The organism is Cyanobium sp. Cruz CV13-4-11, assembly GCF_024346055.1.
Lineage (GTDB): Bacteria > Cyanobacteriota > Cyanobacteriia > PCC-6307 > Cyanobiaceae > Cyanobium.
The window spans coordinates 1-20,264 of record NZ_JAGQCH010000035.1; the positions used below are offsets into that span (position 1 = coordinate 1).

Annotated in this window: 23 protein-coding genes and 1 tRNA gene; 14 read left to right on the top strand and 10 right to left on the bottom strand. The window is 65.1% G+C overall.

All coding sequences use genetic code 11. The annotated features are described in order from the left end of the window. Positions 1-1,758: bluetail domain-containing putative surface protein (locus KBZ12_RS17180; RefSeq protein ID WP_315859435.1), on the top strand; the 1,758-nt coding region annotated here is incomplete at its 5' end. A 282-nt stretch (positions 1,759-2,040) separates the two neighbouring features. On the opposite strand, the gene KBZ12_RS17185 is transcribed toward KBZ12_RS17180, so the two are convergent. Next, positions 2,041-2,172: a hypothetical protein gene (locus KBZ12_RS17185; RefSeq protein WP_254959271.1), complete on the bottom strand. Its 132-nt coding sequence runs from the start codon at positions 2,170-2,172 to the stop codon at positions 2,041-2,043. A gap of 211 nt (positions 2,173-2,383) precedes the next feature. Further along, a complete protein-coding gene (locus tag KBZ12_RS17190) occupies positions 2,384-2,656 on the bottom strand; it encodes a type II toxin-antitoxin system Phd/YefM family antitoxin (protein ID WP_254959272.1) in 273 nt (90 codons plus the stop codon). A gap of 167 nt (positions 2,657-2,823) precedes the next feature. Between KBZ12_RS17190 and KBZ12_RS17195 the strand changes: the two genes are divergently transcribed. From KBZ12_RS17195 to KBZ12_RS17230, 8 genes are all read left to right on the top strand, one after another. Then, on the top strand, positions 2,824-3,096 hold the full coding sequence (locus tag KBZ12_RS17195; RefSeq protein ID WP_254959273.1) for a type II toxin-antitoxin system Phd/YefM family antitoxin: 273 nt from the start codon (positions 2,824-2,826) through the stop codon (positions 3,094-3,096). Continuing rightward, positions 3,096-3,485, top strand: a complete 390-nt coding sequence (locus tag KBZ12_RS17200; protein ID WP_254959274.1) for a type II toxin-antitoxin system VapC family toxin — start codon at positions 3,096-3,098, stop codon at positions 3,483-3,485. The genes KBZ12_RS17195 and KBZ12_RS17200 overlap by 1 nt, the downstream gene beginning before the upstream one ends. 120 nt (positions 3,486-3,605) lie before the next feature. Further along, positions 3,606-3,827, top strand: coding sequence for a type II toxin-antitoxin system RelE/ParE family toxin (locus tag KBZ12_RS17205; protein ID WP_254959275.1), 222 nt, complete (start codon positions 3,606-3,608; stop codon positions 3,825-3,827). Between the two features lie 330 nt (positions 3,828-4,157). Beyond that, the gene (locus KBZ12_RS17210) at positions 4,158-5,036 is read left to right on the top strand and encodes a transposase (RefSeq protein WP_254959276.1); all 879 of its coding nucleotides are present in this window, start codon (positions 4,158-4,160) and stop codon (positions 5,034-5,036) included. 470 nt (positions 5,037-5,506) lie between these two features. Further along, positions 5,507-6,799, top strand: coding sequence for a hypothetical protein (locus tag KBZ12_RS17215; RefSeq protein WP_254959277.1), 1,293 nt, complete (start codon positions 5,507-5,509; stop codon positions 6,797-6,799). Positions 6,800-7,176: 377 nt separating this feature from the next. Beyond that, positions 7,177-7,677 carry a hypothetical protein gene (locus tag KBZ12_RS17220; RefSeq protein ID WP_396101482.1) on the top strand — a complete coding sequence of 167 codons (501 nt, stop codon included), beginning with the start codon at positions 7,177-7,179 and terminating at the stop codon, positions 7,675-7,677. A 4-nt stretch (positions 7,678-7,681) separates the two neighbouring features. Then, positions 7,682-8,203 carry a Tfp pilus assembly protein FimT/FimU gene (locus tag KBZ12_RS17225; protein ID WP_254959279.1) on the top strand — a complete coding sequence of 174 codons (522 nt, stop codon included), beginning with the start codon at positions 7,682-7,684 and terminating at the stop codon, positions 8,201-8,203. After that, positions 8,187-9,134: a prepilin-type N-terminal cleavage/methylation domain-containing protein gene (locus KBZ12_RS17230; RefSeq protein ID WP_254959280.1), complete on the top strand. Its 948-nt coding sequence runs from the start codon at positions 8,187-8,189 to the stop codon at positions 9,132-9,134. Before KBZ12_RS17225 ends, KBZ12_RS17230 begins: the two co-directional genes overlap by 17 nt. A 254-nt stretch (positions 9,135-9,388) precedes the next feature. On the opposite strand, the gene KBZ12_RS17240 is transcribed toward KBZ12_RS17230, so the two are convergent. The 3 genes from KBZ12_RS17240 to KBZ12_RS17250 form a co-directional block, all read right to left on the bottom strand. Further along, entirely contained in the window at positions 9,389-9,829 is a 441-nt protein-coding gene (locus KBZ12_RS17240) for a helix-turn-helix domain-containing protein (RefSeq protein ID WP_254959281.1), read from the bottom strand. Positions 9,830-10,310: 481 nt separating this feature from the next. Next, a tRNA-Ile gene (locus KBZ12_RS17245) sits at positions 10,311-10,383 on the bottom strand. 19 nt (positions 10,384-10,402) lie between these two features. Further along, positions 10,403-10,942 (bottom strand): Occludin/ELL family protein, encoded by a 540-nt coding sequence (locus KBZ12_RS17250; protein ID WP_254959282.1) that lies wholly within the window; start codon positions 10,940-10,942, stop codon positions 10,403-10,405. A gap of 131 nt (positions 10,943-11,073) precedes the next feature. Between KBZ12_RS17250 and pyrE the strand changes: the two genes are divergently transcribed. Both pyrE and KBZ12_RS17260 read left to right on the top strand, forming a co-directional pair. Continuing rightward, the gene (gene pyrE, locus KBZ12_RS17255; protein WP_254959283.1) at positions 11,074-11,667 is read left to right on the top strand and encodes an orotate phosphoribosyltransferase; all 594 of its coding nucleotides are present in this window, start codon (positions 11,074-11,076) and stop codon (positions 11,665-11,667) included. 20 nt (positions 11,668-11,687) lie between these two features. Then, on the top strand, positions 11,688-12,665 hold the full coding sequence (locus tag KBZ12_RS17260; protein ID WP_254959284.1) for a folate-binding protein YgfZ: 978 nt from the start codon (positions 11,688-11,690) through the stop codon (positions 12,663-12,665). Here KBZ12_RS17260 and KBZ12_RS17265 read toward each other — a convergent pair. Further along, a complete protein-coding gene (locus tag KBZ12_RS17265) occupies positions 12,611-14,152 on the bottom strand; it encodes a TM0106 family RecB-like putative nuclease (RefSeq protein ID WP_254959285.1) in 1,542 nt (513 codons plus the stop codon). The two genes, KBZ12_RS17260 and KBZ12_RS17265, sit on opposite strands and share 55 nt — an antisense overlap. A 113-nt stretch (positions 14,153-14,265) precedes the next feature. On the opposite strand from KBZ12_RS17265, the gene KBZ12_RS17270 reads away from it, so the two are divergent. Beyond that, positions 14,266-15,735, top strand: a complete 1,470-nt coding sequence (locus KBZ12_RS17270; protein ID WP_254959286.1) for a phosphoglucomutase/phosphomannomutase family protein — start codon at positions 14,266-14,268, stop codon at positions 15,733-15,735. Next, on the top strand, positions 15,735-16,382 hold the full coding sequence (rdgB, locus tag KBZ12_RS17275) for an RdgB/HAM1 family non-canonical purine NTP pyrophosphatase (RefSeq protein ID WP_254959287.1): 648 nt from the start codon (positions 15,735-15,737) through the stop codon (positions 16,380-16,382). Before KBZ12_RS17270 ends, rdgB begins: the two co-directional genes overlap by 1 nt. A gap of 458 nt (positions 16,383-16,840) precedes the next feature. Here rdgB and KBZ12_RS17280 read toward each other — a convergent pair whose 3' ends face one another. Next, positions 16,841-17,137 carry a YciI family protein gene (locus tag KBZ12_RS17280; protein ID WP_254959288.1) on the bottom strand — a complete coding sequence of 99 codons (297 nt, stop codon included), beginning with the start codon at positions 17,135-17,137 and terminating at the stop codon, positions 16,841-16,843. 81 nt (positions 17,138-17,218) lie between these two features. On the opposite strand from KBZ12_RS17280, the gene KBZ12_RS17285 reads away from it, so the two are divergent. Then, entirely contained in the window at positions 17,219-17,383 is a 165-nt protein-coding gene (locus KBZ12_RS17285) for a Nif11-like leader peptide family RiPP precursor (protein ID WP_254959289.1), read from the top strand. A 141-nt stretch (positions 17,384-17,524) separates the two neighbouring features. Here KBZ12_RS17285 and KBZ12_RS17290 read toward each other — a convergent pair whose 3' ends face one another. The 3 genes from KBZ12_RS17290 to KBZ12_RS17300 all read right to left on the bottom strand — a co-directional run bounded on the left by KBZ12_RS17290 (position 17,525) and on the right by KBZ12_RS17300 (position 19,992). Beyond that, entirely contained in the window at positions 17,525-17,950 is a 426-nt protein-coding gene (locus KBZ12_RS17290; protein WP_254959290.1) for a transposase, read from the bottom strand. A gap of 27 nt (positions 17,951-17,977) precedes the next feature. Further along, the gene (locus tag KBZ12_RS17295) at positions 17,978-19,039 is read right to left on the bottom strand and encodes a transposase (protein ID WP_254959291.1); all 1,062 of its coding nucleotides are present in this window, start codon (positions 19,037-19,039) and stop codon (positions 17,978-17,980) included. A gap of 422 nt (positions 19,040-19,461) precedes the next feature. Further along, a complete protein-coding gene (locus KBZ12_RS17300) occupies positions 19,462-19,992 on the bottom strand; it encodes a polysaccharide pyruvyl transferase family protein (protein ID WP_254959293.1) in 531 nt (176 codons plus the stop codon). Positions 19,993-20,264 lie beyond the last annotated feature (272 nt).

The following is a 20,264-nucleotide window of genomic DNA, read 5'->3' on the forward strand; positions in this document are numbered from 1 at the left end:
ACCAGCAAAACCATCACCGTCAACGTCAACGCCGACCTGACGGTTGAATCGAACGAAACCTTTGCGGTCACCCTCTCCACCCCCGTTGGCGCCACCATCACCACTGCCTCGGCCACCGGCACGATCAGCAATGACGACGGAACCTCCCTCGCCATCACACGAGCCTCCGCCAGCAAAGTAGAAGGCAGCACTGGTGCACTCACTGCCTACACATTCACCGTCACCCGCACCGGAAACACAGCTGCAACCAGCTCCGCCACCTGGTCCGTCGCAGGCACCGGTGCCATCCCTGCCACGGCAGCTGATTTCCAGAACGGCATCTTCCCCAGCGGCACCGTCTCTTTCCTGGCTGGTGAAACCAGCAAAACCATCACCGTCAACGTCAACGCCGACCTGACGGTTGAATCGAACGAAACCTTTGCGGTCACCCTCTCCACCCCCGTTGGCGCCACCATCACCACTGCCTCGGCCACCGGCACGATCACCAACGACGATTTCCCCTCCATCACCCTCGCCGTTTCCCCGGCCTCGGTGACAGAAGATGGCACCGCCAATATGATCTATACCTTCTCCCGCACTGGCCCTACCACCAGCGCGTTGACGGTGAATTACACCGTGGCCGGCACCGCCACCCTCGGCACCGACTTCACCGGGATCAGTGCCACAGGCACGACAAAAACGGTCACCTTCGCGGCTGGTTCGGCCATCGCCACGGTCACCGTGGATCCCACCGCTGATACCACGATCGAGCTGGATGAAACCGTTGCGCTCACCCTTGCCACTGGCACGGGTTACACCATCGGCACCACGGCGGCGGTGGTGGGCTCCATCACCAATGCGGAGCCGGCACCGACCCTCTTGACCATTGGCGTGAGCGGATCGACCGTGGTGCTGACCTTCTCCAGCGCCATCACGGCAACGGGGGTTCCCACTTCGGCCTTCCTGGTGCAGACCGTGTCTTCCACCGGCACGCCGACGAACAGCACCGTCAGCTCTGTTGCCGTCAGTTCCACCAACCCAACCCAGCTGGTGCTAGGCCTGTCGGGCATCGAACCCAGCCCGGGGGTGGACCTGCGGGTGTCCTACACCGATCCAGCCGGAGACCAGGTGAGCGGTGTGATCCAGGGCAGCAGCGGCAGCGATGTGGCTTCATTCAGCAACAGCTTCGCCACAACCTTCACCTCAACGGTGAGCGTGACCAGCCTGGCTAGCCAGTATCTAAATCTCACCCTGGCAGGCAGCTCGGCGATCAATGGCACGGCCAATGACGCAGCCAATGGGATCACAGGCAACGAGGCAGCTAACACCCTCTCGGGCCTGGCGGGCGACGACCGACTCATCGGCAACGGCGGCAATGACCTGCTGATCGGCGGCGCGGGAGCAGACACCATGACCGGCGGCAGCGGTAGCGACACCTTCCGAATCGCCCTGGCCGACAGCCGTCTGTCCGCCTTCGATCGCATCACAGACTTCGCGATCGGCACAGACCAAATTGATGGTCCCAGTGCGGTGACGGCAGCCAACCTGAGCGAGTTGGGCGCTGTGAGCAACCTCACGGAGACCGGAATCCAGGCGGTGCTTACATCAGGCACCTTCGCCCTCAATGGCGCAGCTACCTTCAGCTACAACGATCCAAGCCAGGGGATCCGCACTTTCCTCGCCCTCAACGATGGCACCGCCGGCTTCAATGCCAACAACGATTCCATCGTGGAAATCACAGGATTCAGTGGAGCGCTGACCAGCCTCAGCATCATCTAATTCACAACACAATCACCACATGGCCTTGTTGAAGGGATGGTGCGGCATATTTTTGCCGCCCTCTCTGCCGCAAGGCTTTTTCATCAGGCCCGTTACAGCTGCGCGTGATTCCTGGCCTCCAGCACTGCCAGATAGAGCTCCTCCGAAACCTCGCAAATGTCGTACTCACTGGGCAGCATCCCGTGCACAGGATCGAAGTGGAACGCCGTGGATCCAGGGGGCCCAGGGGTCGCGTGTGACAGAGCGGTGACGGCCTGCACCCGACCAGGCACGATTCCGCTTTCAGTGGCGAGCATCCTGCAGCGGACAGCCATAGGCCTCAAACGCCGCATCGGCGCTCACCAACAGCAACGATTCACTGATCGACTGGGCCACCAGCAGGCGGTCAAACGGATCGCGGTGATGGAGAGGCAACTGCTCGAGCGTCAGCAGGTGGGGGAGGTCAAGGGGCGGGAGCTCAAAGCCGCACTCCTAAGCCCACGGAATCGCCTGGGCGGCCGAGAGCGGCATATCGCTGATCAGCACGCTGCTGGCCTCAGTGGTGATCAGGTCGCGACTACGCGGGCCCAGCCGTGGTTCACGTTGATCGCCCAGAGGAAGGCATGGGTGTCGAGCAGGAGCCGCATCAGGCCTGTTCAAACAGCTCGGCGATCAGCGGATTGGCGGCATCGATCGACTCCGGAACGATGAACTGACCGCGGGCTACCCCCAGACGCCGGGGCCGCTCCGGCCCCGGCAGGGCAGTGAGCCGTGCCACCGGCCTGCCGTTGCGGGCGATCACCACCTCCGTTGCCGCACCGGTTTCTATGGCCTCCACCAGGCGCGAGAGGTGGGTCTTGGCCTCCAGCATGTTGACCGTGCGACGGCCACCGCCACCGAGGGGCGATGGTGCTGCCATGGCGTGAAACAGACAAGAACAACAAACTAGACCAGACCAGACCAGACCAGACCAGGTCCGGTCGACCCGGACCGACCCGGAGCGGCAGAACGGAGCTTCATGGCGCGATTGCCAGCCCAATCGCAAACCCTTCTCCGCTAGCCTGACCATACCGACCAGACCAGATTATGTCCTTCGTTCAGGGTGCCCCCTCATCGGGCCCTTCGGGCCCGGCCGCGACCCGTTGCGTCAATGTTCAGGAAGCGAAGACCCATCTTTCGGCCCTGCTGGCCAGGGTCGCCGCCGGCGAGCGCATCGTGCTGTCTCGCCATGGCAAACCCATCGCCCAGCTGGTGCCCCTGGATCCCAGCCCGCGCCGGCAGCTCGGCATCCTGCAGGGAAGGGTGGATGAGGCGTTCTTCGAGCCCCTGCCCGACGACGAACTGGAGCGCTGGGGCTGATGAAACTGCTGCTCGACACCCACGTGTTGCTCTGGGCCCTGCTGGAACCCCAGAAGCTCTCCCCTGAGTTGCACAACGCCCTGGAGGACAGCAATAACACGCTCGTTGTCAGCGCCGCCTCCGCCTGGGAGATCGCCACGAAGTGGAGGTTGGGAAAACTGCAGCACGCCCGATCCGTCGTCGACCACTACGCCATGGCCCTGCACCGTCTGGCGGCGGTCGATCTGCCGATCAGCGGTGCCGTGGCCCGGCAAGCTGGCCTTTGGGCCGTGCCGCACCGAGATCCTTTTGATCGTCTGCTGGCGGCCCAGGCCAGGTCTGAAGACCTCGTGCTGGCCAGCACCGATCCGGCGTTCACCCAGTTCGAAGGGGTGGTGACCCTGGGGTAAGCCTTTGGCACCAGCGTGGTCCGACAGCCCAATTGGGCCCGCAGGACCGCTGGCTCAGCCCCAAGGCCAGGGCGGCCAGCTACAGCAGGGCGTTGCACACTGCGTTACACTGAGCCAGTGATGGTTCGGTTATGTGATAAGGCTCGCAAATTTCGTTTGTATCTAGCAGCGTTGCACTTCGCTGCCCAGATCGAGGATCTGGATCTGCCGGGCTATCGGCTGCATCTGCTCAAGGGGGCAGACAAGGGGCGGTGGTCGATCTGGTTAATCGGCAATTGGCGGCTCACGTTTGTGTTCCGCGACAGCCACGTGTTCGATCTCGATTTCGAGGATTACCACTGATGCAGATGCACAATCCATCACACCCTGGCCCGATCCTTGAGGCCGCCCCATCGAGCGGACTCCAGCGAGCGAGCTGCTGAGGCAACAAGCGGCCGCCCTTGCCGGTTGTCTCGAACCGCACCAGGGCACCGGCAGCGGAATCGCAATAGAGGGTGCCGCGACAGCGGATCCCGCTCTGGAACAGGCCGTGCTCCTGGCCGATCAGGTCCTCCTCGACGCAGAAATACCAGCCGACGCAAGGATGACCTAGTGGACGCTGAGGCGGCAGCCAGGGCGTTTCTGGCCGGTACGGCTTCCATCGTCCCCAAGCGAGGTGGCGATCAGGTGGAGATGATCCGCCTGCTGAAAGTGGCCAAGGACTCCGTCATCGATGGGCGGACCAGGGCCCTGAACCAGGGGCGCTCATTGCTGGTGACTGCCCCCATGGCGTTACGGGAGCGGCTCTCGGGCCTCAGCCGCAACGAGCTCATCACCACCTGCGCAAGCTTCCTCCCCGGCGAGCTGGTCGATCCTCTGGCTGCCGCAAGACGTGCGTTGCGCAGTCTGGCCAGGCGCATCCAGGCTCCCGATGCCGAGCTCAAGGAGTTGATGGCCGATCTCGATGGTCTGACTCAGGCGGCCTGCCCCGGCCGACGTCAGAGCTATGGCATCGGCATCGATGGAGCTGCAGTGCTGCTGACGGCTGTTGGCGACAACCCAGAGCGCATTCGCTCAGAGGCGGCTTTCGCAGCCATCTGCGGCGCCAGCCCCCTGCAAGCAAGTTCAGGCAACAGTCGGCATCACCGGCTGAATCGGGGTGGCAATCGCCAGGCCAATGCCACCCTGCATCGCATCGCTGTGGTGAGACTGCGCTGGCATGAGCAGACCAAGGTACGCCGAACGCCGCAAAGCAGAAGGGCTCAGCAACAAGGACATCCTGCGCTGCCTCAAACGGTTCATCGCCAGGGAGGTGTTCCATCTGCTGATGGGCAAACCACCCCGCAGAACCGCGGCCACATGAACGGCCCAACGATCAGCTGCTCAGGATCAGAACCGCAGCCAAAAACCTCGCTCAGGGGCTTGACGATCTATGGAAGCATCACTCCACGGGACGCTGCTGGTGAGGCAGGAACATCGGGCTCTGGTGGTGTTCACCAATCCCCGCCAGGCCAAGCGCTTGTGTGGGCGCACCCAGCGGGTGATCAAGCTGCCGGACACGCGCGTCATTGAACGAACCGCCCCCTATCTGCTCAACCAGGGGATCAGCCGGGTGGTGATTGAAGGGGCGCTTTATGCCTTGGCGGGTTCCTGAGGCTCCGTCGCTCCGATTTTCCACGGACAACCCCTTGCGATCCCATCTCTAGTCTAGGCGGCAGATTGGCTCTGCCTGGTAAGATTCATATTATCTTTCGATGACGGTCGCAATGAGATGTATTACATAGCATACCCGCGACGTACCCGTTCAGGGGGTATGTATAGCGTCTAGTCAAACCGAGGACACTACCCGTAGTGTCTACGCTGCTCCAGCGATGGTCAAAGTCGGCCTCAGGCAGCCCCCAGGAGGCTTCTTGGTTGAAGTGAAATCACCAGAAAACAGGTCAAAGCCACTGAACCGCAATCGATCTTGGTTTTCGTCCCACCCCCTGAACAGGTACCCCGCGACGCAACCAGCGGAAGCGCCACCAGGTACCTGCGCGACCATGCAGCTGTTGAAGCGCCGATCGCGGTCGACCCGTCTGGGCACCTCTGGCCTGATCACCGCCAGCCTCGGACTGGCGCTGCTGGTGCTGGCCGGCTCCGCCGCCATCGTGGCCGGCGCCCTGAGCCTGGTGAGCGCATCCAGCCGCGGCAGCGACGCCGAACAGGCACGCGAGGCCGCTGAGGAGGGCTACAACCGCGTGATCGACCTGCTCAACGATCCCGGCAACAGCTATCTGCTGGTTACCAAGCGGGACAACTGGACCAGCAATACCGTCACCGCCCAGGAGCGCCAGACCTGCAACATCAGCTCCAGCACCACTGGCGCCATCAGCGGCGCCAGCATCATCGAGACACCCACGCCCTTCCCCTCGGTGGGAAACGGCCGCCAGATGCGCTACACGCTGGAAAGTTTCACCCCACCCCAGTACCCAGGCGCTGCACCAAGTGGCTGCACCAAATTCGGGAATCTTGCCGGCGGTACGGCGAGGCTGGTCATCCGCGGCGATGTCCTGCGCAATGGCAGCGTGATCGCCTCCCATCGCATCGAGCGAGCGGTGACGGTGGAGGCGCTTCCTCAGGGCTCCAGTTCAGGTGGTTCAACGAATTCCTACGCCTTCATCGGTCTTGGTAGCGGAGCGTCGAGCTTGATCGCGGTAGAAAAGGATCCATCGATCATGTCACGCATCGCACAGGACAGTGGCACCACTCCATGGCGATGGGATACGTCAGACACGTCTTTAATCATCAACTGCCTTGGCATGACGGAGCCACAGTGCCGCACCGGTTCATCCAGCTTATCCAGTGCCTTCCCGGTTGAGGAATTGACGATCAGCAAGTTCCTGTCCATGTTTGGCCCCAAGCCGCCGACTCCAACGGGAACTCCAGCCATTACCGCTAGCGCCTGGACTTCTGCAGCTATCACCAACGCATCAGCAAGCGGGAGCACCATCAATTACCCGTACAGCTCTGGCACCACCCTGCGAACCAATTGCAGGCAGGTCCAGGTTCTGAAACCAACAGGGCAACCCGAAGACGTGATCGCTTGCAAGGTTAACAATCTCTACCTGGACGCTAAAGATCTCAGCGTCAATACCACGAACTATCCCGTAATCCTCTACATGATCGCCAATACCTCAACAGCGCAACTCTATCTCAAAAACGCTCAGATCATCAATACCGTGTTCAGCAGCTCTCGCGCCACGAACCCCAAAAGCTGGAATCGATTGCGAATTTTTTTGAGATCCTCGCGCCGCCCACCAAGTCAGCGCCAGCATCACTCCCTCAGCCTGTGAAAACGACAGCAGCAAAGCGACCTGGTTCATTGAAGGTAGCGGACGAATCAATGGAGCTTTTATCTGGGCTCAAACGGTCACGTTGGAGATGAAAGAGCCCACTGGCATTGCCCTCACCGAATACAGCTTGTTCGGCGCTAACTGGGCCTGCAAAATCAAATACGAAAAGTATGTTCGCCATCTCATAAACTCCCCATGCGATGCCAACGATGGCATCAACGATCTATTTGGAATCAGCTGCCAGGTTTATTCCTATTCCGCACGTGGTATTTAAGCCCTCCTCGCACCCTTGTTGCGCAATGAAACCGTCAGCCAGCCCACTTGAGCGGAGAGCATTCCCTACCACGTTCTCAGCAGGCTTCACCCTTGTGGAACTGATGGTGTCGGGCGCGATTCTGTCGATCGCCACCGTGCTGATCGCGCAGACCACCAATCTCGCCACCGCCAGCAGTCGCCGCGGTGATGCCCTCACCCTGGTGCAAACCATGATCAACCGCGATCTGAACTGGCTGCGTGGCTACGCGCACACCTGGAACTGCCGATCAGGTTGTGGCGCCAACCCCAGTGCTCCGCTCCGCTACGGCAACCTCGACGCCACCCCCATCGCCTGCAGCACACTGGTGACCACCTTCCTCAGCGCCGCAGCCGCCGACACCGGCACCCCGACGCGCCCCTTCCCGATCCCCACAACCCTCAACACATCTCAGGTGCTCCAGGCTGCCAACGGCGGCAACCTCAGCCGCTCCATCAGCCTCCCCTCAGGCACCACAGGCTCGTTGCCCCAGAGCCTGGTGGTCTCCTACAGCTATGGGGGTTCGCCCGCGTTCGAGCGGCGCGGATCGCTGCTGATCCAGGCCGGCAGCTGGTGCACACCCTGATCCGATGGCAAGCGTCCGCCCCGGCCCAGGCATCGTTGCAGGTTTCAGCCTGACGGAACTGTTGATCGCGGTGGCAATCCTCGGCCTGCTGAGCGCCGCCACACTGTTCGGTCTGCTGCGCAGTGCCCGCATCGGCGCCCTGCGTGCCGCCGCGATCGACCTTGCCGGCTATCTCGAGACCGCTCAGGCCACCGCCGCCGGCAGCACCGATGCCTGCAGCCTGGCGATCAGCGGCAGCGGCGACAACCAGCAAATCGGGCCCAGCAACGCGGCTGGCAACGCCTGCGCGGCTCTCGCCTCCCAGCCACTTCTCTCCGGCAGCGTCATCCCCCTTGGGCTGGTTGTCACGACAGCTGGAACCCTCACCATCGCCCCCCGCGGCACCCTGGAAAGCCCCGTCACGATCCGTCTCTCCGAAGCCAACACCCAGAACCTCGAATACTGCGTTCAGCTGCTACCCCCGGCTGGACTGGTGGGAACCGGTGTCTACCGGAACAACAGCTGTGACCATGCCGCCTTCAACTGAGCGGCCGCCAACCCGGCCGGGCCTGGAGCGTCGCGCGGTCGCGGCCTTCAGCCTGGTGGAGCTGCTGGTGAGCGTGGTGATTCTCGGCCTGCTCAGCGCCGGTGCCGCCAGGGTGCTCACAGGGGACCTGGTGGGCAACAGCACGCTGCAGACCTATCAGCGCCTGCGACGGCAGGTGGGCCGCGCACGCCGCTTTCTCGAGCTGGAAACCGCCACGGCCACGCGCCTGCAATGGCAAAGCGCCAACAGCCTGCGCCTCTCGGGCGTGAACAACGGCACGGCCTTCACGATCTCCTACGACCTGGTGCCTGCCGCCTCTGCGGGAATCAGCGGGGTGACCTTTCGTGGACCGTTTGTGCTGCGGCGCAATGGCCCCCCGTACAGCAGCGGCGGCCTTCTCTCCAACAGCGCCGCCACGAACACCGTGGTGCTCGACGGGCTGGCAAACGAGCAGGCCGTCACGGTCAGCGCCGCCCAGACCACCGCCGATCGCAGCGCCAGGGTGACGATCAATCTCAGCGATGGCGGCACCACCTACAGCAGTGTTTTCAGCCTGGCCACAGCCGCACCCAGCGGCTACGGCCTGTTGCAGTTCAGTGAAACCAACGCCTCCCTCAGCGGCTGCAGCGGTGATCCCAATGGTTGCCGCCAAGCCAACGGCATCCAGGAATGGGACACGCGCCTGCTCTCAGGCAGCAGCCCGATCACGATCACCCCTGTGGGCAGCCCGAACCAGGTGATCGTCTACTTCAATGCGCCCCGGTCCACCGCTGACATCCGACGTGCTCAGTCCAGCAGCTCAGGCACCTGCATCCGAACCAGCTGCTACATCGATTTCGCCAGCGGCAGTGATTTCTTGATCAATGCAGCCAGCAGCCGCGTCGACAAGTTGGTGTTTCTCGATACCGTAATCGCCGTGCCCCGCCAATAAGCAATCTCCCATGGACCAGTAACGGGGGTCACGTCATGGGTGACACCCTCGACGTAGCCCAACTCCATAGGCAGCAGAGGCTGGGTGCGATCCAGGGCCTGGATCTGTGTTTTCTCGTCAACGCAGAGCACAACTGCCTTGTCGGGCGGGTTGAGGTAGAGCCCGACGATGTCTCTTACCTTCTCGACATTGCCGAGGTCCTCGGCCGAGCGTGCCGGAGGCACTAAAAGGGATCATTGGAGAGCTTGAAGCCGTCAGGCTTCCGCGCAGCGGTGGGATTTCTGGCGGTGCGGCTGGAGCGAAAAGGTCTGCAGCCAGCGGTGGGCGGTGCTTTCTGAGATGCCGGTGGCAGCCGCCAAGGAGCGGGCTGTCCACTGTGTGCTGCCATCAGTGGGCTTGCTCTCAAGTGCCCGGTTGATCACCTCGGCCACCTTGTCATCTTTATAGGTGCGGGGCCGCCCTGGCCTGAGTTCGTCGTGTAAACCCTCCGGGCCAAGGTCCCGGTAACGCTTGCGCCACTTGCCCACGGTCATGCCCGTCAAGCCCATCCGCTTGGAAATGGCTGTGTTGGTTTCACCGGCTCCGCAAGCCAGCACAATCTGCGCTCGCTGCACGATCGAATGGGGCAACGACCGTGAGTTGGCGATGCTCTGGAGTTGCTGAACCTCGTCGTCGCTGAGAACCAGCGGCGGCATCGGGCAACCAACTGCCATGGAACGGCTCCCCTCAGGAGACACTCCTTATTTTGGCTGCTATTTCCGGGACTGCCCATTAACCCGTGGGTTGGTTTTTCTGAAAACTCGTAAGCGTTCAGGGGTCGGGACAGCACGCGGCGAACTCCGTAGCAAGCTGACGTGCTTGATCCACGCCTGACGGGTAGGGGAAGACGGTGCTGATCCGTCGCTGCCTCCAGCTGCCATCGGGCAATGGAAGGCTGGCCCGCAGCCGCAACCTCGCCCCAGACGGAGAGACTTCGAGGCTGACACTGGAGCCCAGGTCTCTCAACGCCCGGTTGATACGCGTGAGGTAGGGGTCCCGGACGGTCATACGGCGTGCCTAAAAGCGTGCCTACTCTCGCCCAAAACGGGCTGATCTGTGCCTAAGCGGTGCCTTGCCAGGTCCCCTGCCATAGCTCTACTTTGGCTGGAAACCTTGTCTGTAACTGGGTTTTGGGGATGGGGGTCCCGGGGATCGAACCCGGCTAAGGCGAATTATGAGTTCGCTGCATTCACCAGATTGCTAGACCCCCCCACGCCGGCCGGAGCGACCTACCAGAGACCCCGGATCGGCGGGGTCCAGGTGGTGCTGGCCGGCGGCCTCACGTAGGTGGGCCCGGCGCCGGCCCCGAGGCTGGTGCTGAAGCCGTTGGTGATGTCGGTGGTGCGCAGGGGCATCAGGCTGCTCTGGTCGGTCAGCATCACCGACGCCGTGTTCTCGATGGCGGTGCCGTCCCAGATGATGTTCTGGTCAGGGAAACCGAAGGCGACGATCTTGCCCCCATCCCGACCCGGGATCGAGAGACCCAGCGGATCGGTGATCTGATGCAGCAGGTTGACGCCCTGGGCGAAGGGCGCCGAAAAGCTGTAGTAGCGCTGCTCCATCAGCTCAGGGGCCGAGCGGGTCACGCCGCAGCGGGTGACCTCCACAGGTCCGGCGCCGGACGTGGCGGGCCTGGGGGCTTCGAGGGTGGTGGTGCAGAGCACCGGCCCGGCGATGGCGGGAGCCAGGAGGGAGACGGCAGCGAACGGCACCAGGGCCGCCAGGGGTGCGGCGAGGGAGGCAGGCACTGCCAGGATCGGTGCTGTCATGGGGTTACGCGGCCCCAGCTCCGGGGCGATTTGCTCGCAGGTTAGCGACCTCTGACGCACTTCACCATCGATCTCCGGCCGCAGCTGCCGCTGCTTCCGCGCCACTCCGTCTCGCCGCTTCGTCACCACCGATGGTCTCCCTGCCCGCCAGCCCAAGCCAACAGCGTTCCGCCCTGCTCGCCCTGCTGGCGGAGCGGGCCTATCGGCTGGGCGACTTCACTTTGGCCTCGGGCCGCCGCAGTGAGCACTATGTCAACTGCAAGCCGGTGAGCCTGAGCGGCATCGGCCTGGCCCTGCTGGGTCGCCTGATGCTGGAGGAGGTGGAGGCCGAGGCCGGGGCGGTGGCGGGGCTGACCCTGGGGGCCGACCCCCTGGTCAGCGCGGTGGCCCTCCAGGCCGCCCTGGCCGGCCGCGACCTCGATGCCCTGATCGTGCGCAAGGAGGCCAAGGGCCATGGCACCGGGGCCTGGCTCGAAGGCCCGCTGCCGCCGGCCGGATCCCGGATCACCGTCCTCGAGGACGTGGTGACGACAGGCGGCTCGGCCCTGAAGGCCGTGACCCAGCTGCAGGAGGCGGGCTATGCGGTGGAGAGGGTCGTGGCGATCGTGGATCGCCAGGAGGGCGGGGCCGAGGCGATGCAGGAAGCCGGCCTCGACCTGCGCAGCCTCTTCCTGCTCGAGGAGGTGGCCGCCACGGCCGCCGGGCTGGACGGCGCGGCAGGCTGAACCCCGCCCCAAGCGACGCCATGACCTCCTCCTCCGTCCCGACATCGGCCACGGCCGATCCCTGGAACTGGACGCCTCCGGCCCAGAGCTGCTGGTCGCGGCCGGTGGGGCTGCTGCGGCTCGATGGACCCGACACCCTGCGGGTGCTGCACGGCCAGACCAGCCAGGCCCTCGAAGCGGCCCAACCCGGCCAGTGGCTCGGCACCTGCTGCATCGGACCCACGGCCCGCCTGGGGGCGGTGGCGGAGGTGTTGGTGGACGCCGACGGGGCCTGGCTGGTGATCGTCGATGGGGATCCCGAGGCCGTGCGCCTCGCCCTCGACCGGGTGCTGTTTCCCGCCGACAAGGTGCGGCTGGGGCCGGTGACACCGGCCACCCTGCACCTGCCTCTGGGATCGCCGGGGCCAGACGCCACACCTGCCGGGACCTGGGCGCCGCTGGCGGGCTCCCCGGGCTGGCAGCTGGGGGAAGCCCTGCTGCTGCCGGCGGACGCGCCTCTGCCCCCCTGGCTGGCCGAGCGGAGCCCCCTGGAGCCGCAGCAGGCGGAACGCTGGCGGCTCCAGCAGGGCCTGCCGGCGGCGCCGGGGGAGATCCACGGGGACACCAACCCGTTTGAACTGGGACTGGCGACGCGGGTGAGCCTAACCAAGGGCTGCTACGTGGGCCAGGAGACCCTCGCCAAGCTCGCCACCTACGACGGGGTGAAGCAGCAACTGCGCCGCTGGCAGGCCACAGCTGTCCCCGCCGAGACCGTCGCCGCCGGCGCGCCGCTGCGCGACGGGACAGGGAACCGCGCCGGAGTGATCACCTCCAGCCAGGAACTCCCCGGCGGCGAGGGGTGGATCGGCCTGGCCCTGGTGCGCCGGGCCTGGCTGCAGGAGCCCGCTCTGCTGGCCGGGGATGGGCCCGATGCCTGGCTGGGGCTCTCGCTGCCGGCGGCGTTTCAGGCGCCGCCGGTCGGGGCGGGGGGCGGTGGAGGGGCCGGTAAGGCGTCCTGATCCAGCAGCCAGCGCACCACCGCCCAGGTGGCCAGGCTGTCGTCCTGGTTGTAGCGGAAGATGCGTTGCAGCTTGCGGCTTAACGCCCCCCGGCTCGGACGCCGCAGCCCACCGGAGCCCTCTCGCCACTGGCGCCACCAGAGCAGGCAGCGGGCGCCGTCGACGCCCTTCTGGCTCCAGGTGAAGCCCAGCCAGCCCGCCACGGCCTTCAGCCCGTAGCTGTTGACCGGCAGCAGCCAGTGGCGGCGCAGCCGCTGATGCACGTCCACCAGGCGGGCCCGCAGCCGCGCCCGTTCGGCTTCGCTGGCCCCCTGGCGTTCGGCCAGGCGCAGCAGGGACACCGATTCGGTCTCGCCGTAGTGGAGGACGGGCCAGTCGGGATAGCGGGCCAGGAGGGTGCTCAGACGCCGCCAGAGACGGGCCTCGCCGTGCTCGTGCAGGGCCAGCAGGGGCTGGTAGCGGCCCAGGATCTCCCCCGGGCCCGGGACCCCGGGCCAGCGGCCGTCCGGCCCGCGCTCCAGCCGCACCAGGCCGTGCAGGAAGTCGTCGCGGGCATCGGGATCGGATTCGATGTCGTAGAGGAGCACGCCGGGGGCCTCCGCCAGCTCGGGCAGGGCAGGGCCGGCCGCCTCGGCGCTGCGCCGGGGCACGCCCTGCTGCTGCACCCTGGCCTGGGCCACCAGCTTGGGGGCCACCTCCCGGTGCTGCTCGCTGTGGACGGCCAGGTCCTCAGCCAGACGGTCCGGGTCGGCCGCCGCCAACTGGTCGAGGCTGGTGATGCCCAGCTCCAGCAAGAGCTCACGGCGCTTGCCGCCGATGCCACTCACCTCGCTGAGGTGCCCCTCGGCGGCTGCGACCCGGTCACAGGCCACGCGCCAGCTGCAGAGGGTGCATTTCTTGCGATCGCTGACCAGGGGCGGCGGCTCGCGGCGGACCAGCTCGAGGGCCAGCCGCTCGAGGCTCTCATCGAGTTGACGCTGCAACGAGCCCCCGAGGGCCAGCCGCTCCCGCTCCAACCCCCGGTCGGCCCCAGCCACCACCAGGCCATGGGGTACGGGGGCGCGCTGGTGCTCCGCCAGCAACCGCCCCCATAGGGCAAGCAGGACGCGGTGTTCGCGGGTGAGGCGCCGGCCCTGGCGGGCCAGCACCGGCCGGTAGCTGTGGTCGCCCCAGCGGCTGGGCTCCTCGACCCGCTCCAGCAGGCTCGGGTGGACTTCCAGCCGCAGCCCACGGGGGCCGGTTCCCACCAGCCTCAGACCCACCACCCCGGGCGCGCCGGCGCGGCAGGCCGCCTCCCCGTGGCCGGGGCGCTGCGGCATCAGGCTCTGGAAACTGCGCAGCTGGTCATCGAGGGCCAGGGCGCGGTGGGCGCTCCACGACCGCTCCTCGGACGAACCGTGGAGGTCGAGCCAGGCCCGCCGCCGGCAGCGCACCCAGCTGCGCAGCAGACGGTCGGTGAGGACAGGAGCGTCCGAGGTCTGGGGCATGGGCTGCAGGCTAGGGGGGCCGGTGGCCTGCCATCAGGCCGGCACCCGCCGCGGCCATCCGGAGGGGCCGGCCTGCTACGACCGGCCTGCCCTCCCTCGCCTCCGCGCCGCCCATGGCCTCCGCCCCCCTGCCCCTCGAGGCCGGACCGATCCACTTCGGCACCGATGGCTGGCGGGGCATCCTCGGCGTGGACATCACCATGGAGCGCCTGCTGCCGGTGGCGGCGGCCGCCGCCCGGGAACTGGCCGCCAGCGCCCCGGAGGGCCTCGCCAGCCGGGAGGTGGTGATCGGCTACGACCGGCGCTTCCTGGCCCCCGAGCTGGCCGAAGCCATCGCCGCCGCCGTGCGGGGGGCCGATCTGGTGCCCCTGCTGGCCGCCACCCCCGTGCCCACCCCGGCCTGCAGCTGGGCGGTGGTGGAGCGGAAGGCCCTGGGGGCCCTGGTGATCACCGCCAGCCACAACCCGCCGGAATGGCTGGGTCTCAAGATCAAGGGCCCTTTCGGCGGCTCGGTGGAAGGCGACTTCACCGCCCGGGTGGAGCGGCGCCTGGCGGCCGGGGGCCTGAGCGTGCCGATCCCCGGCGACACCGAGCGCTTCGATGCCATGGGCACTTATCTGGCTGGGCTCGGCGCCAAGGTCGACGCCGCGGCCCTGGTGGAGGGCCTGGCCGCCGCCGGCCTGCAGGTGATCGTGGATCCGATGCATGGGTCGGCCGCCGGTGGGCTGCCGGCCCTGCTGGGCGAGTCGGGCGCCGCCGCCGGCGTGATCCGGGAGATCCGCGGTGAGCGGGATCCCCTGTTCGGCGGCCACCCACCCGAACCGCTGGCGCCCTATCTGGAGCAGCTGATCGCCGACGTGCGCCAGGCCACGGCGTCCGGCCGGCCGGCGGTGGGCATCGTGTTCGACGGCGATGGCGACCGCATCGCCGCGGTGGACGAGCAGGGCCGCTTCTGCAGCACCCAGTTGCTGATGCCCCTGCTGATCGACCACCTGGCCCGCGCCCGCCAGCTGGGGGGCCGGGTGGTCAAGACCGTGAGCGGCTCCGATCTGATGGCCCTGGTGGCGGCGGACCTGGGGCGGGAAGTGATCGAGAGGCCCGTCGGGTTCAAGTACATCGCCGCTGAGATGCTGAGCAGCGAGGTGCTGGTGGGCGGAGAGGAATCGGGCGGCGTGGGCTTCGGCATCCACCTGCCGGAGCGGGATGCCCTGTTCGCGGCCCTGCTGCTGATCGAGGCGCTGGTGGAAGGGGGCCTGCCCCTCGGAGCCCGCCTGGAAGCCCTGCAGGAGCGCTGCGGTGGCGCCAGCGTCTACGACCGCCTCGACCTGCGCCTGCCGGACATGGCCAGCCGCAGCCGGCTGGAGGCCCTGCTGGCCCAGGATCCGCCCCGGGAGGTGGCCGGTGCCACCGTGCTGGAGGTGAACCGCACCGACGGGGTCAAGCTGCGGATGGGGCCAAGCCACTGGCTGATGCTGCGCTTCTCCGGCACCGAGCCCCTGCTGCGCCTCTACTGCGAAGCCCCCAACGCCGACCGGGTGCAGGCGGTGCTGACCTGGGCGCGCCAGCTGGCGGAGGCGATCTGATGGGCGACCCACTGGAGCCCCGGGTGGCACCCACCGTGTTGGTGATCGCGAGCGGCAATGCCGGCAAGATCAGGGAGTTCGCCCATCTGCTGGCCTCCCTGCCGCTGGAGGTGCGGCCCCAGCCCGACGGACTGGACGTGGAGGAAACGGGCAGCAGCTTCGCCGCCAATGCCCGACTGAAGGCCGAGGCGGCGGCCCGCGCCACCGGCCACTGGGCCCTGGCCGACGACTCCGGCCTGGCGGTGGCCGCCCTGGGCGGCGCCCCCGGAGTGCATTCCGCCCGCTATGCGGACACCGACCCCGCCCGGATCGCCCGGCTGCTAATGGAACTAGACGCAGCCGATCGGGAGTGCCAAGGGCAGGGTCTGCCATCCGATCGCCGGGCGGCCTTCATGGCCGCCCTGGCGGTGGCCGATCCCAGCGGAGCGATCCGGCTGGAGGTGGCGGGCCGCTGCGACGGGGAGATCCTGGAGGCCCCGAGGGGGAGCGGCGGCTTCGGCTACGACCCGGTGTTCTTCGTGCCGGAGGCGGGCCTGAGCTACGCGGAAATGGACAAGGGCCTCAAGGGCCGGATCGGTCACAGGGGCAGGGCCTTCACCCAGCTGGAGCCGGAACTGAGGGAGCTGCTTTCACGCCCTACAGGCTAATCCCGCCCATGGAGTTACGAAGCCGTCATCCCTTTCTGGCAGCAGTCATCCGACCCGTTTTGAAAAGGATCGACGACTTCGACTTCACCTGCGGTGTTTTTTCGCTCAAGTGGCCGTGATCTGTATCTTCACAAGAAACTCTAGTTGAGCTATGCCCAGCAGAGAAGTTCCCACTAATGCAAAAGACATTGCCTCAAGGACTGATTCTGCCCCATCTTGCCTGCAATCATTGAAAGCTTGCAGGCCCCATAAAGATCCTTCAGGCCGTTGACCACAAGCAGAAGCAGCGGGCGTCCATTCGAAAAGGACCAGAGCTTGATCGACACAATCCTCGGCGCATCTGCTGAGGTTGGGCGGTGCGAGCAAGTGGCCGCTACAGCCCAGCTGACGAGAGAAATCAGCCTGCTCGCTGCCCTAAGACTCCTGACTTTACCCACCAGGGCTCGATCTTGGGTTGGTCAGCCCATGCGAATATCACCGACTGATGGAATCCACCCCTGTAACTGCCAGGACACACAGCCGCCGAGGATCATCGGATCCTGCGACACAAACGCTTCAGCCGCTGCATAATCCTCAGCCTGAAAAATCATCAGACCCCCGCCACCTGGTTGGCCGCTGGCATCGACGAGATAGCCACTGCTGACAAGGTCGCCACGATTCCTGAGCTCCCTCACCCACGCAAGATGCGCCCTGAGATGGGGCTCCACCAACTCGCGGGGCTGGCAAAAGGATTCGGTCTTGATGAACCAGGGCATGACCTCAGCTTGCCAGCCCCACGACGTCGCTGGCATGACCCAGAGGGAGTAGGAAGGAGACGGCTTATCAAGCAGAACACCATGTCGAAATCCCAGCTCAGCGCATTTCTGGCCAAGGTGGCGGCAGACCCCGCCCTGAAGGCACGGGTGGATACGGCTGCTGATGCCGATGCGGTGGTGGCCATTGCCCTTTCCGAGGGGCACCTCTTCTCCCCCGCCACGTTCACCCGCTTCTCCCGCGGCTGAAGCCGGCTCGCGGTCTGCCGATCTATGGGGAAGCTCTTAGGGTTCTGTATCCGTTCAGAGGGCGGGATGCCCACCGCGCCAATCCACCCCTGATCGCTGAGTGCTGAGGGTCCAAGGAAGAGACAGCGTGTGTTGGGCAGTTCATGAATTCGGGGGCAGTGATGGCATCACGCCACCGCGATGATGGGCAATCCAGGCCTGCTCCAGGAACTGCTGCCAGATATCTCGCCCCTGTTGCCGCAGGGTGGTCGTTACCGTGAGCAGGCGACTGCGGCAGATTGCACCGCTGGTTGATTGGACGCCTTGACTGATCTTGCGCTGAATCACCGACTGGCGCAGAGCTCGTACTCCTGCGGAGAAGACTCTGTCTACAGCGACGTTGTTGGTGGGCTCGACGCCTTGGATTTCCAGAAACGTCCAGAGGACATCGCTGCGTTGCAGCACCTGCTGACAAGTGCGCACCGTCTTGGCCCAGGGTGTTCGCCCACCGCGCTGATAGCCCAGCTCCACCGCCCGCTGCAGCGTGGCCTCAAAGGAGCGGCGGATTGCCCGGCAGCCCTGCTGCAACGTGGGCCAGTCGTTCGCTCCCTCCTGTCATCTGTGCCACTGGGCAAACAGTTGTTGCTGCAGGTCCAGCAGCTCTGCTCCGAACTCGGCGCTGGCACCAGGGCGCTGGGCGATGGCAGTGAGATCGCGGATCAGGTGCGCCCAGCAAGGCTGGCGCTGCTCAAGCGGTAGGTGGTTGTGGGCGGAGAAGCGATCGTTCACCACGATCCCGCCAAAGGCGTTCCCCAACAGCTCCATGGCCGCTGCAATTGAGCGGCTGAGGCCCTGCAGGAACACCGTCGCCACTGGGGTGACCATGACCCAATGCCAGCCGCGGCGGCCAGCCGGATTGTTGCCGTCGGCATTGCCGGTGGGGGCGCCGGTTTCATCGACGTAGGCCACCGGCTGCTGCCGAGCCGCTGCCAACGCTTCTGCCATCGGTTGGGCCAGTGTGGCGCTCAGCCGCTGGCGGATCCCAGCAATCCCTGCGCGGCTGATCACCACACCCAGGTGATGGAGCAGTTCCTGGGTCTTGCTGATGCTCAAAGGTAAGGCACTGCCCAGCAGACCCACAAGGGTGCTGAGCCGGGGTCCGTAACGGGCCGCTTCCACATCTGCCGGCAGGGTGGCGCAGGTGCTGGTGGAGCAGCAGGGACAGACCAAGCGGTGCAGCCGGTGTTCAATCACCAGCGGTGTGATCGGCGGAATCTCGATCACCTGGTGCCGCAACGGCTCTGGATCAACACCGTCCAGCAGCTGACCGCAGCGGCGGCAGGCCTGGGGATGGTGCTCCACCACCTCATCCACCCGCTCGATCGGCAGCAATTGCGGACCGGATCCTGGATGGCCCGGCTGACCGCCCCGCTTGCGGTCACTGCCCTTGCGCCGCTCAGGCGGCTTAAACCCAGGGCCGTCGCTGGAGGGTGGTTTGGAGGAGTTGCGAGAGCTGCGGCCGATCCGCTCACGCAATTGGGCCAGCTCTGTCGCAAGGGCGGTGAGCTTGACGCGCAGCTCCTCGATCTCCTCCTGCTGGGACAGGATCAGCTCTTGGGCACCAGCCGGCCACGACACCCAGGCCGCTTCTGAAATCCCGGAAGGAGGAGTGCTCATCACAGGCGATCTCTTCCTGAGATCCAACCGGGATTCAAGCTGCCGTCAAGGGTTCAGCAGGAACAAAGTTCGTCACAACCCGTCCCGGCCTCTGAACGGGTACAGGGTTCCTAAGTGCCCAAGTTGTGCCGCAACGTTGCATGATGCATAGGCCATTCCAAGCCACATCAACCGACCCGCTCCATGCCAACCCCAGGGCGGTCTCTGCAAGGTCTTAAAAGAAAGCTCGATTCAGTCACTGCTGGTGCTTGCGATCAATTGCGGTATTTACGATTTCAGCGACACCGCACGAAAGAATCAATTCGCTGCCTTCGCAGTCAGATTACGGCCTGACTTCCCATTGCGGCAGAAATGCCCTCGATTCTTGGTTGACGATCTGTGCACGTCAGACTCTTAGGATCCCAATGGGTTTGCGGGACGCCTTACTTTGCGACGAGAGAAGGTCGAATAGGATAAGGAAAGCTTGCCAAAGCACGGCGAAGGAACGCGTCATCCCACTTTGGTCCGACTGGCGCCTCGCTGTCGAGTGCACTTTGAAGCGTATTCCGAAAAAGGGGGGTAGGGCGTCCTGAACCAGCATAGTAGTCTTCATATTTGAAAGAGGGTTCCCGGTTGTCGGTAAGCTTAAATGGAATAGCTGCAATGCCTAGCGATTCGGCAACAATCAAACCATGTAGGGAGCTGGAAATGACTCGACCGGCCATTGCGATACGCCTGGCGATGCTTCTGGGATGATCAAGAGGGTTTACCACTTCGCAATCGCTGTTAAACAGTCCATGGCTACGCCATTCATGTAAATGGTGCCAGTCGGAATAATGAGGAATGACAAGGGTTCTATTTTCTACAGGCCGCATGTGGCGCAGTTCTGCGTAAATGCGGCCCACCAATATGGCGGGATCGAAGTAAAGGGGTTTTATTGCTTCCTGATTCAAGCTACCCTGCTGAATAAGCACTCGCTCCGTAAGGGGTCCGCGGACTGCTAGGCATCGAACATTGCGGCGTGGCGGTAATGGCTTGTCGTTGAGAGCCCCCGACCCCCAGACCACATCTCCGTCTTCTAATGCCCAGAGCACACTTCCTATCGCAAGAAACTTTCCTGGTAACCGTTCAGGGGTCGGGACGGCTCATTGCGAACTTCAGCCCTGCTGAACCCTTGACGGGAGCTTGATTCCCGGTTGCATCTCAGGCAGAGACCGCCTGTGATGAGCACCCCTCCTTCCGGGAT

Excerpts from the sequence above, each read along its gene's own strand:
- KBZ12_RS17190 (WP_254959272.1), bottom strand. The coding sequence starts at position 2,656 with ATGGCAGCACCATCGCCCCTCGGTGGCGGTGGCCGTCGCACGGTCAAC.
- KBZ12_RS17195 (WP_254959273.1), top strand. The coding sequence starts at position 2,824 with ATGTCCTTCGTTCAGGGTGCCCCCTCATCGGGCCCTTCGGGCCCGGCC.
- KBZ12_RS17200 (WP_254959274.1), top strand. The coding sequence starts at position 3,096 with ATGAAACTGCTGCTCGACACCCACGTGTTGCTCTGGGCCCTGCTGGAA.
- KBZ12_RS17205 (WP_254959275.1), top strand. The coding sequence starts at position 3,606 with ATGGTTCGGTTATGTGATAAGGCTCGCAAATTTCGTTTGTATCTAGCA.
- KBZ12_RS17210 (WP_254959276.1), top strand. The coding sequence starts at position 4,158 with ATGATCCGCCTGCTGAAAGTGGCCAAGGACTCCGTCATCGATGGGCGG.
- KBZ12_RS17215 (WP_254959277.1), top strand. The coding sequence starts at position 5,507 with ATGCAGCTGTTGAAGCGCCGATCGCGGTCGACCCGTCTGGGCACCTCT.
- KBZ12_RS17220 (WP_396101482.1), top strand. The coding sequence starts at position 7,177 with ATGGTGTCGGGCGCGATTCTGTCGATCGCCACCGTGCTGATCGCGCAG.
- KBZ12_RS17225 (WP_254959279.1), top strand. The coding sequence starts at position 7,682 with ATGGCAAGCGTCCGCCCCGGCCCAGGCATCGTTGCAGGTTTCAGCCTG.
- KBZ12_RS17230 (WP_254959280.1), top strand. The coding sequence starts at position 8,187 with ATGCCGCCTTCAACTGAGCGGCCGCCAACCCGGCCGGGCCTGGAGCGT.
- KBZ12_RS17240 (WP_254959281.1), bottom strand. The coding sequence starts at position 9,829 with ATGCCGCCGCTGGTTCTCAGCGACGACGAGGTTCAGCAACTCCAGAGC.
- KBZ12_RS17250 (WP_254959282.1), bottom strand. The coding sequence starts at position 10,942 with ATGACAGCACCGATCCTGGCAGTGCCTGCCTCCCTCGCCGCACCCCTG.
- pyrE (WP_254959283.1), top strand. The coding sequence starts at position 11,074 with ATGGTCTCCCTGCCCGCCAGCCCAAGCCAACAGCGTTCCGCCCTGCTC.
- KBZ12_RS17260 (WP_254959284.1), top strand. The coding sequence starts at position 11,688 with ATGACCTCCTCCTCCGTCCCGACATCGGCCACGGCCGATCCCTGGAAC.
- KBZ12_RS17265 (WP_254959285.1), bottom strand. The coding sequence starts at position 14,152 with ATGCCCCAGACCTCGGACGCTCCTGTCCTCACCGACCGTCTGCTGCGC.
- KBZ12_RS17270 (WP_254959286.1), top strand. The coding sequence starts at position 14,266 with ATGGCCTCCGCCCCCCTGCCCCTCGAGGCCGGACCGATCCACTTCGGC.
- rdgB (WP_254959287.1), top strand. The coding sequence starts at position 15,735 with ATGGGCGACCCACTGGAGCCCCGGGTGGCACCCACCGTGTTGGTGATC.
- KBZ12_RS17280 (WP_254959288.1), bottom strand. The coding sequence starts at position 17,137 with ATGCCCTGGTTCATCAAGACCGAATCCTTTTGCCAGCCCCGCGAGTTG.
- KBZ12_RS17285 (WP_254959289.1), top strand. The coding sequence starts at position 17,219 with ATGTCGAAATCCCAGCTCAGCGCATTTCTGGCCAAGGTGGCGGCAGAC.
- KBZ12_RS17295 (WP_254959291.1), bottom strand. The coding sequence starts at position 19,039 with ATGAGCACTCCTCCTTCCGGGATTTCAGAAGCGGCCTGGGTGTCGTGG.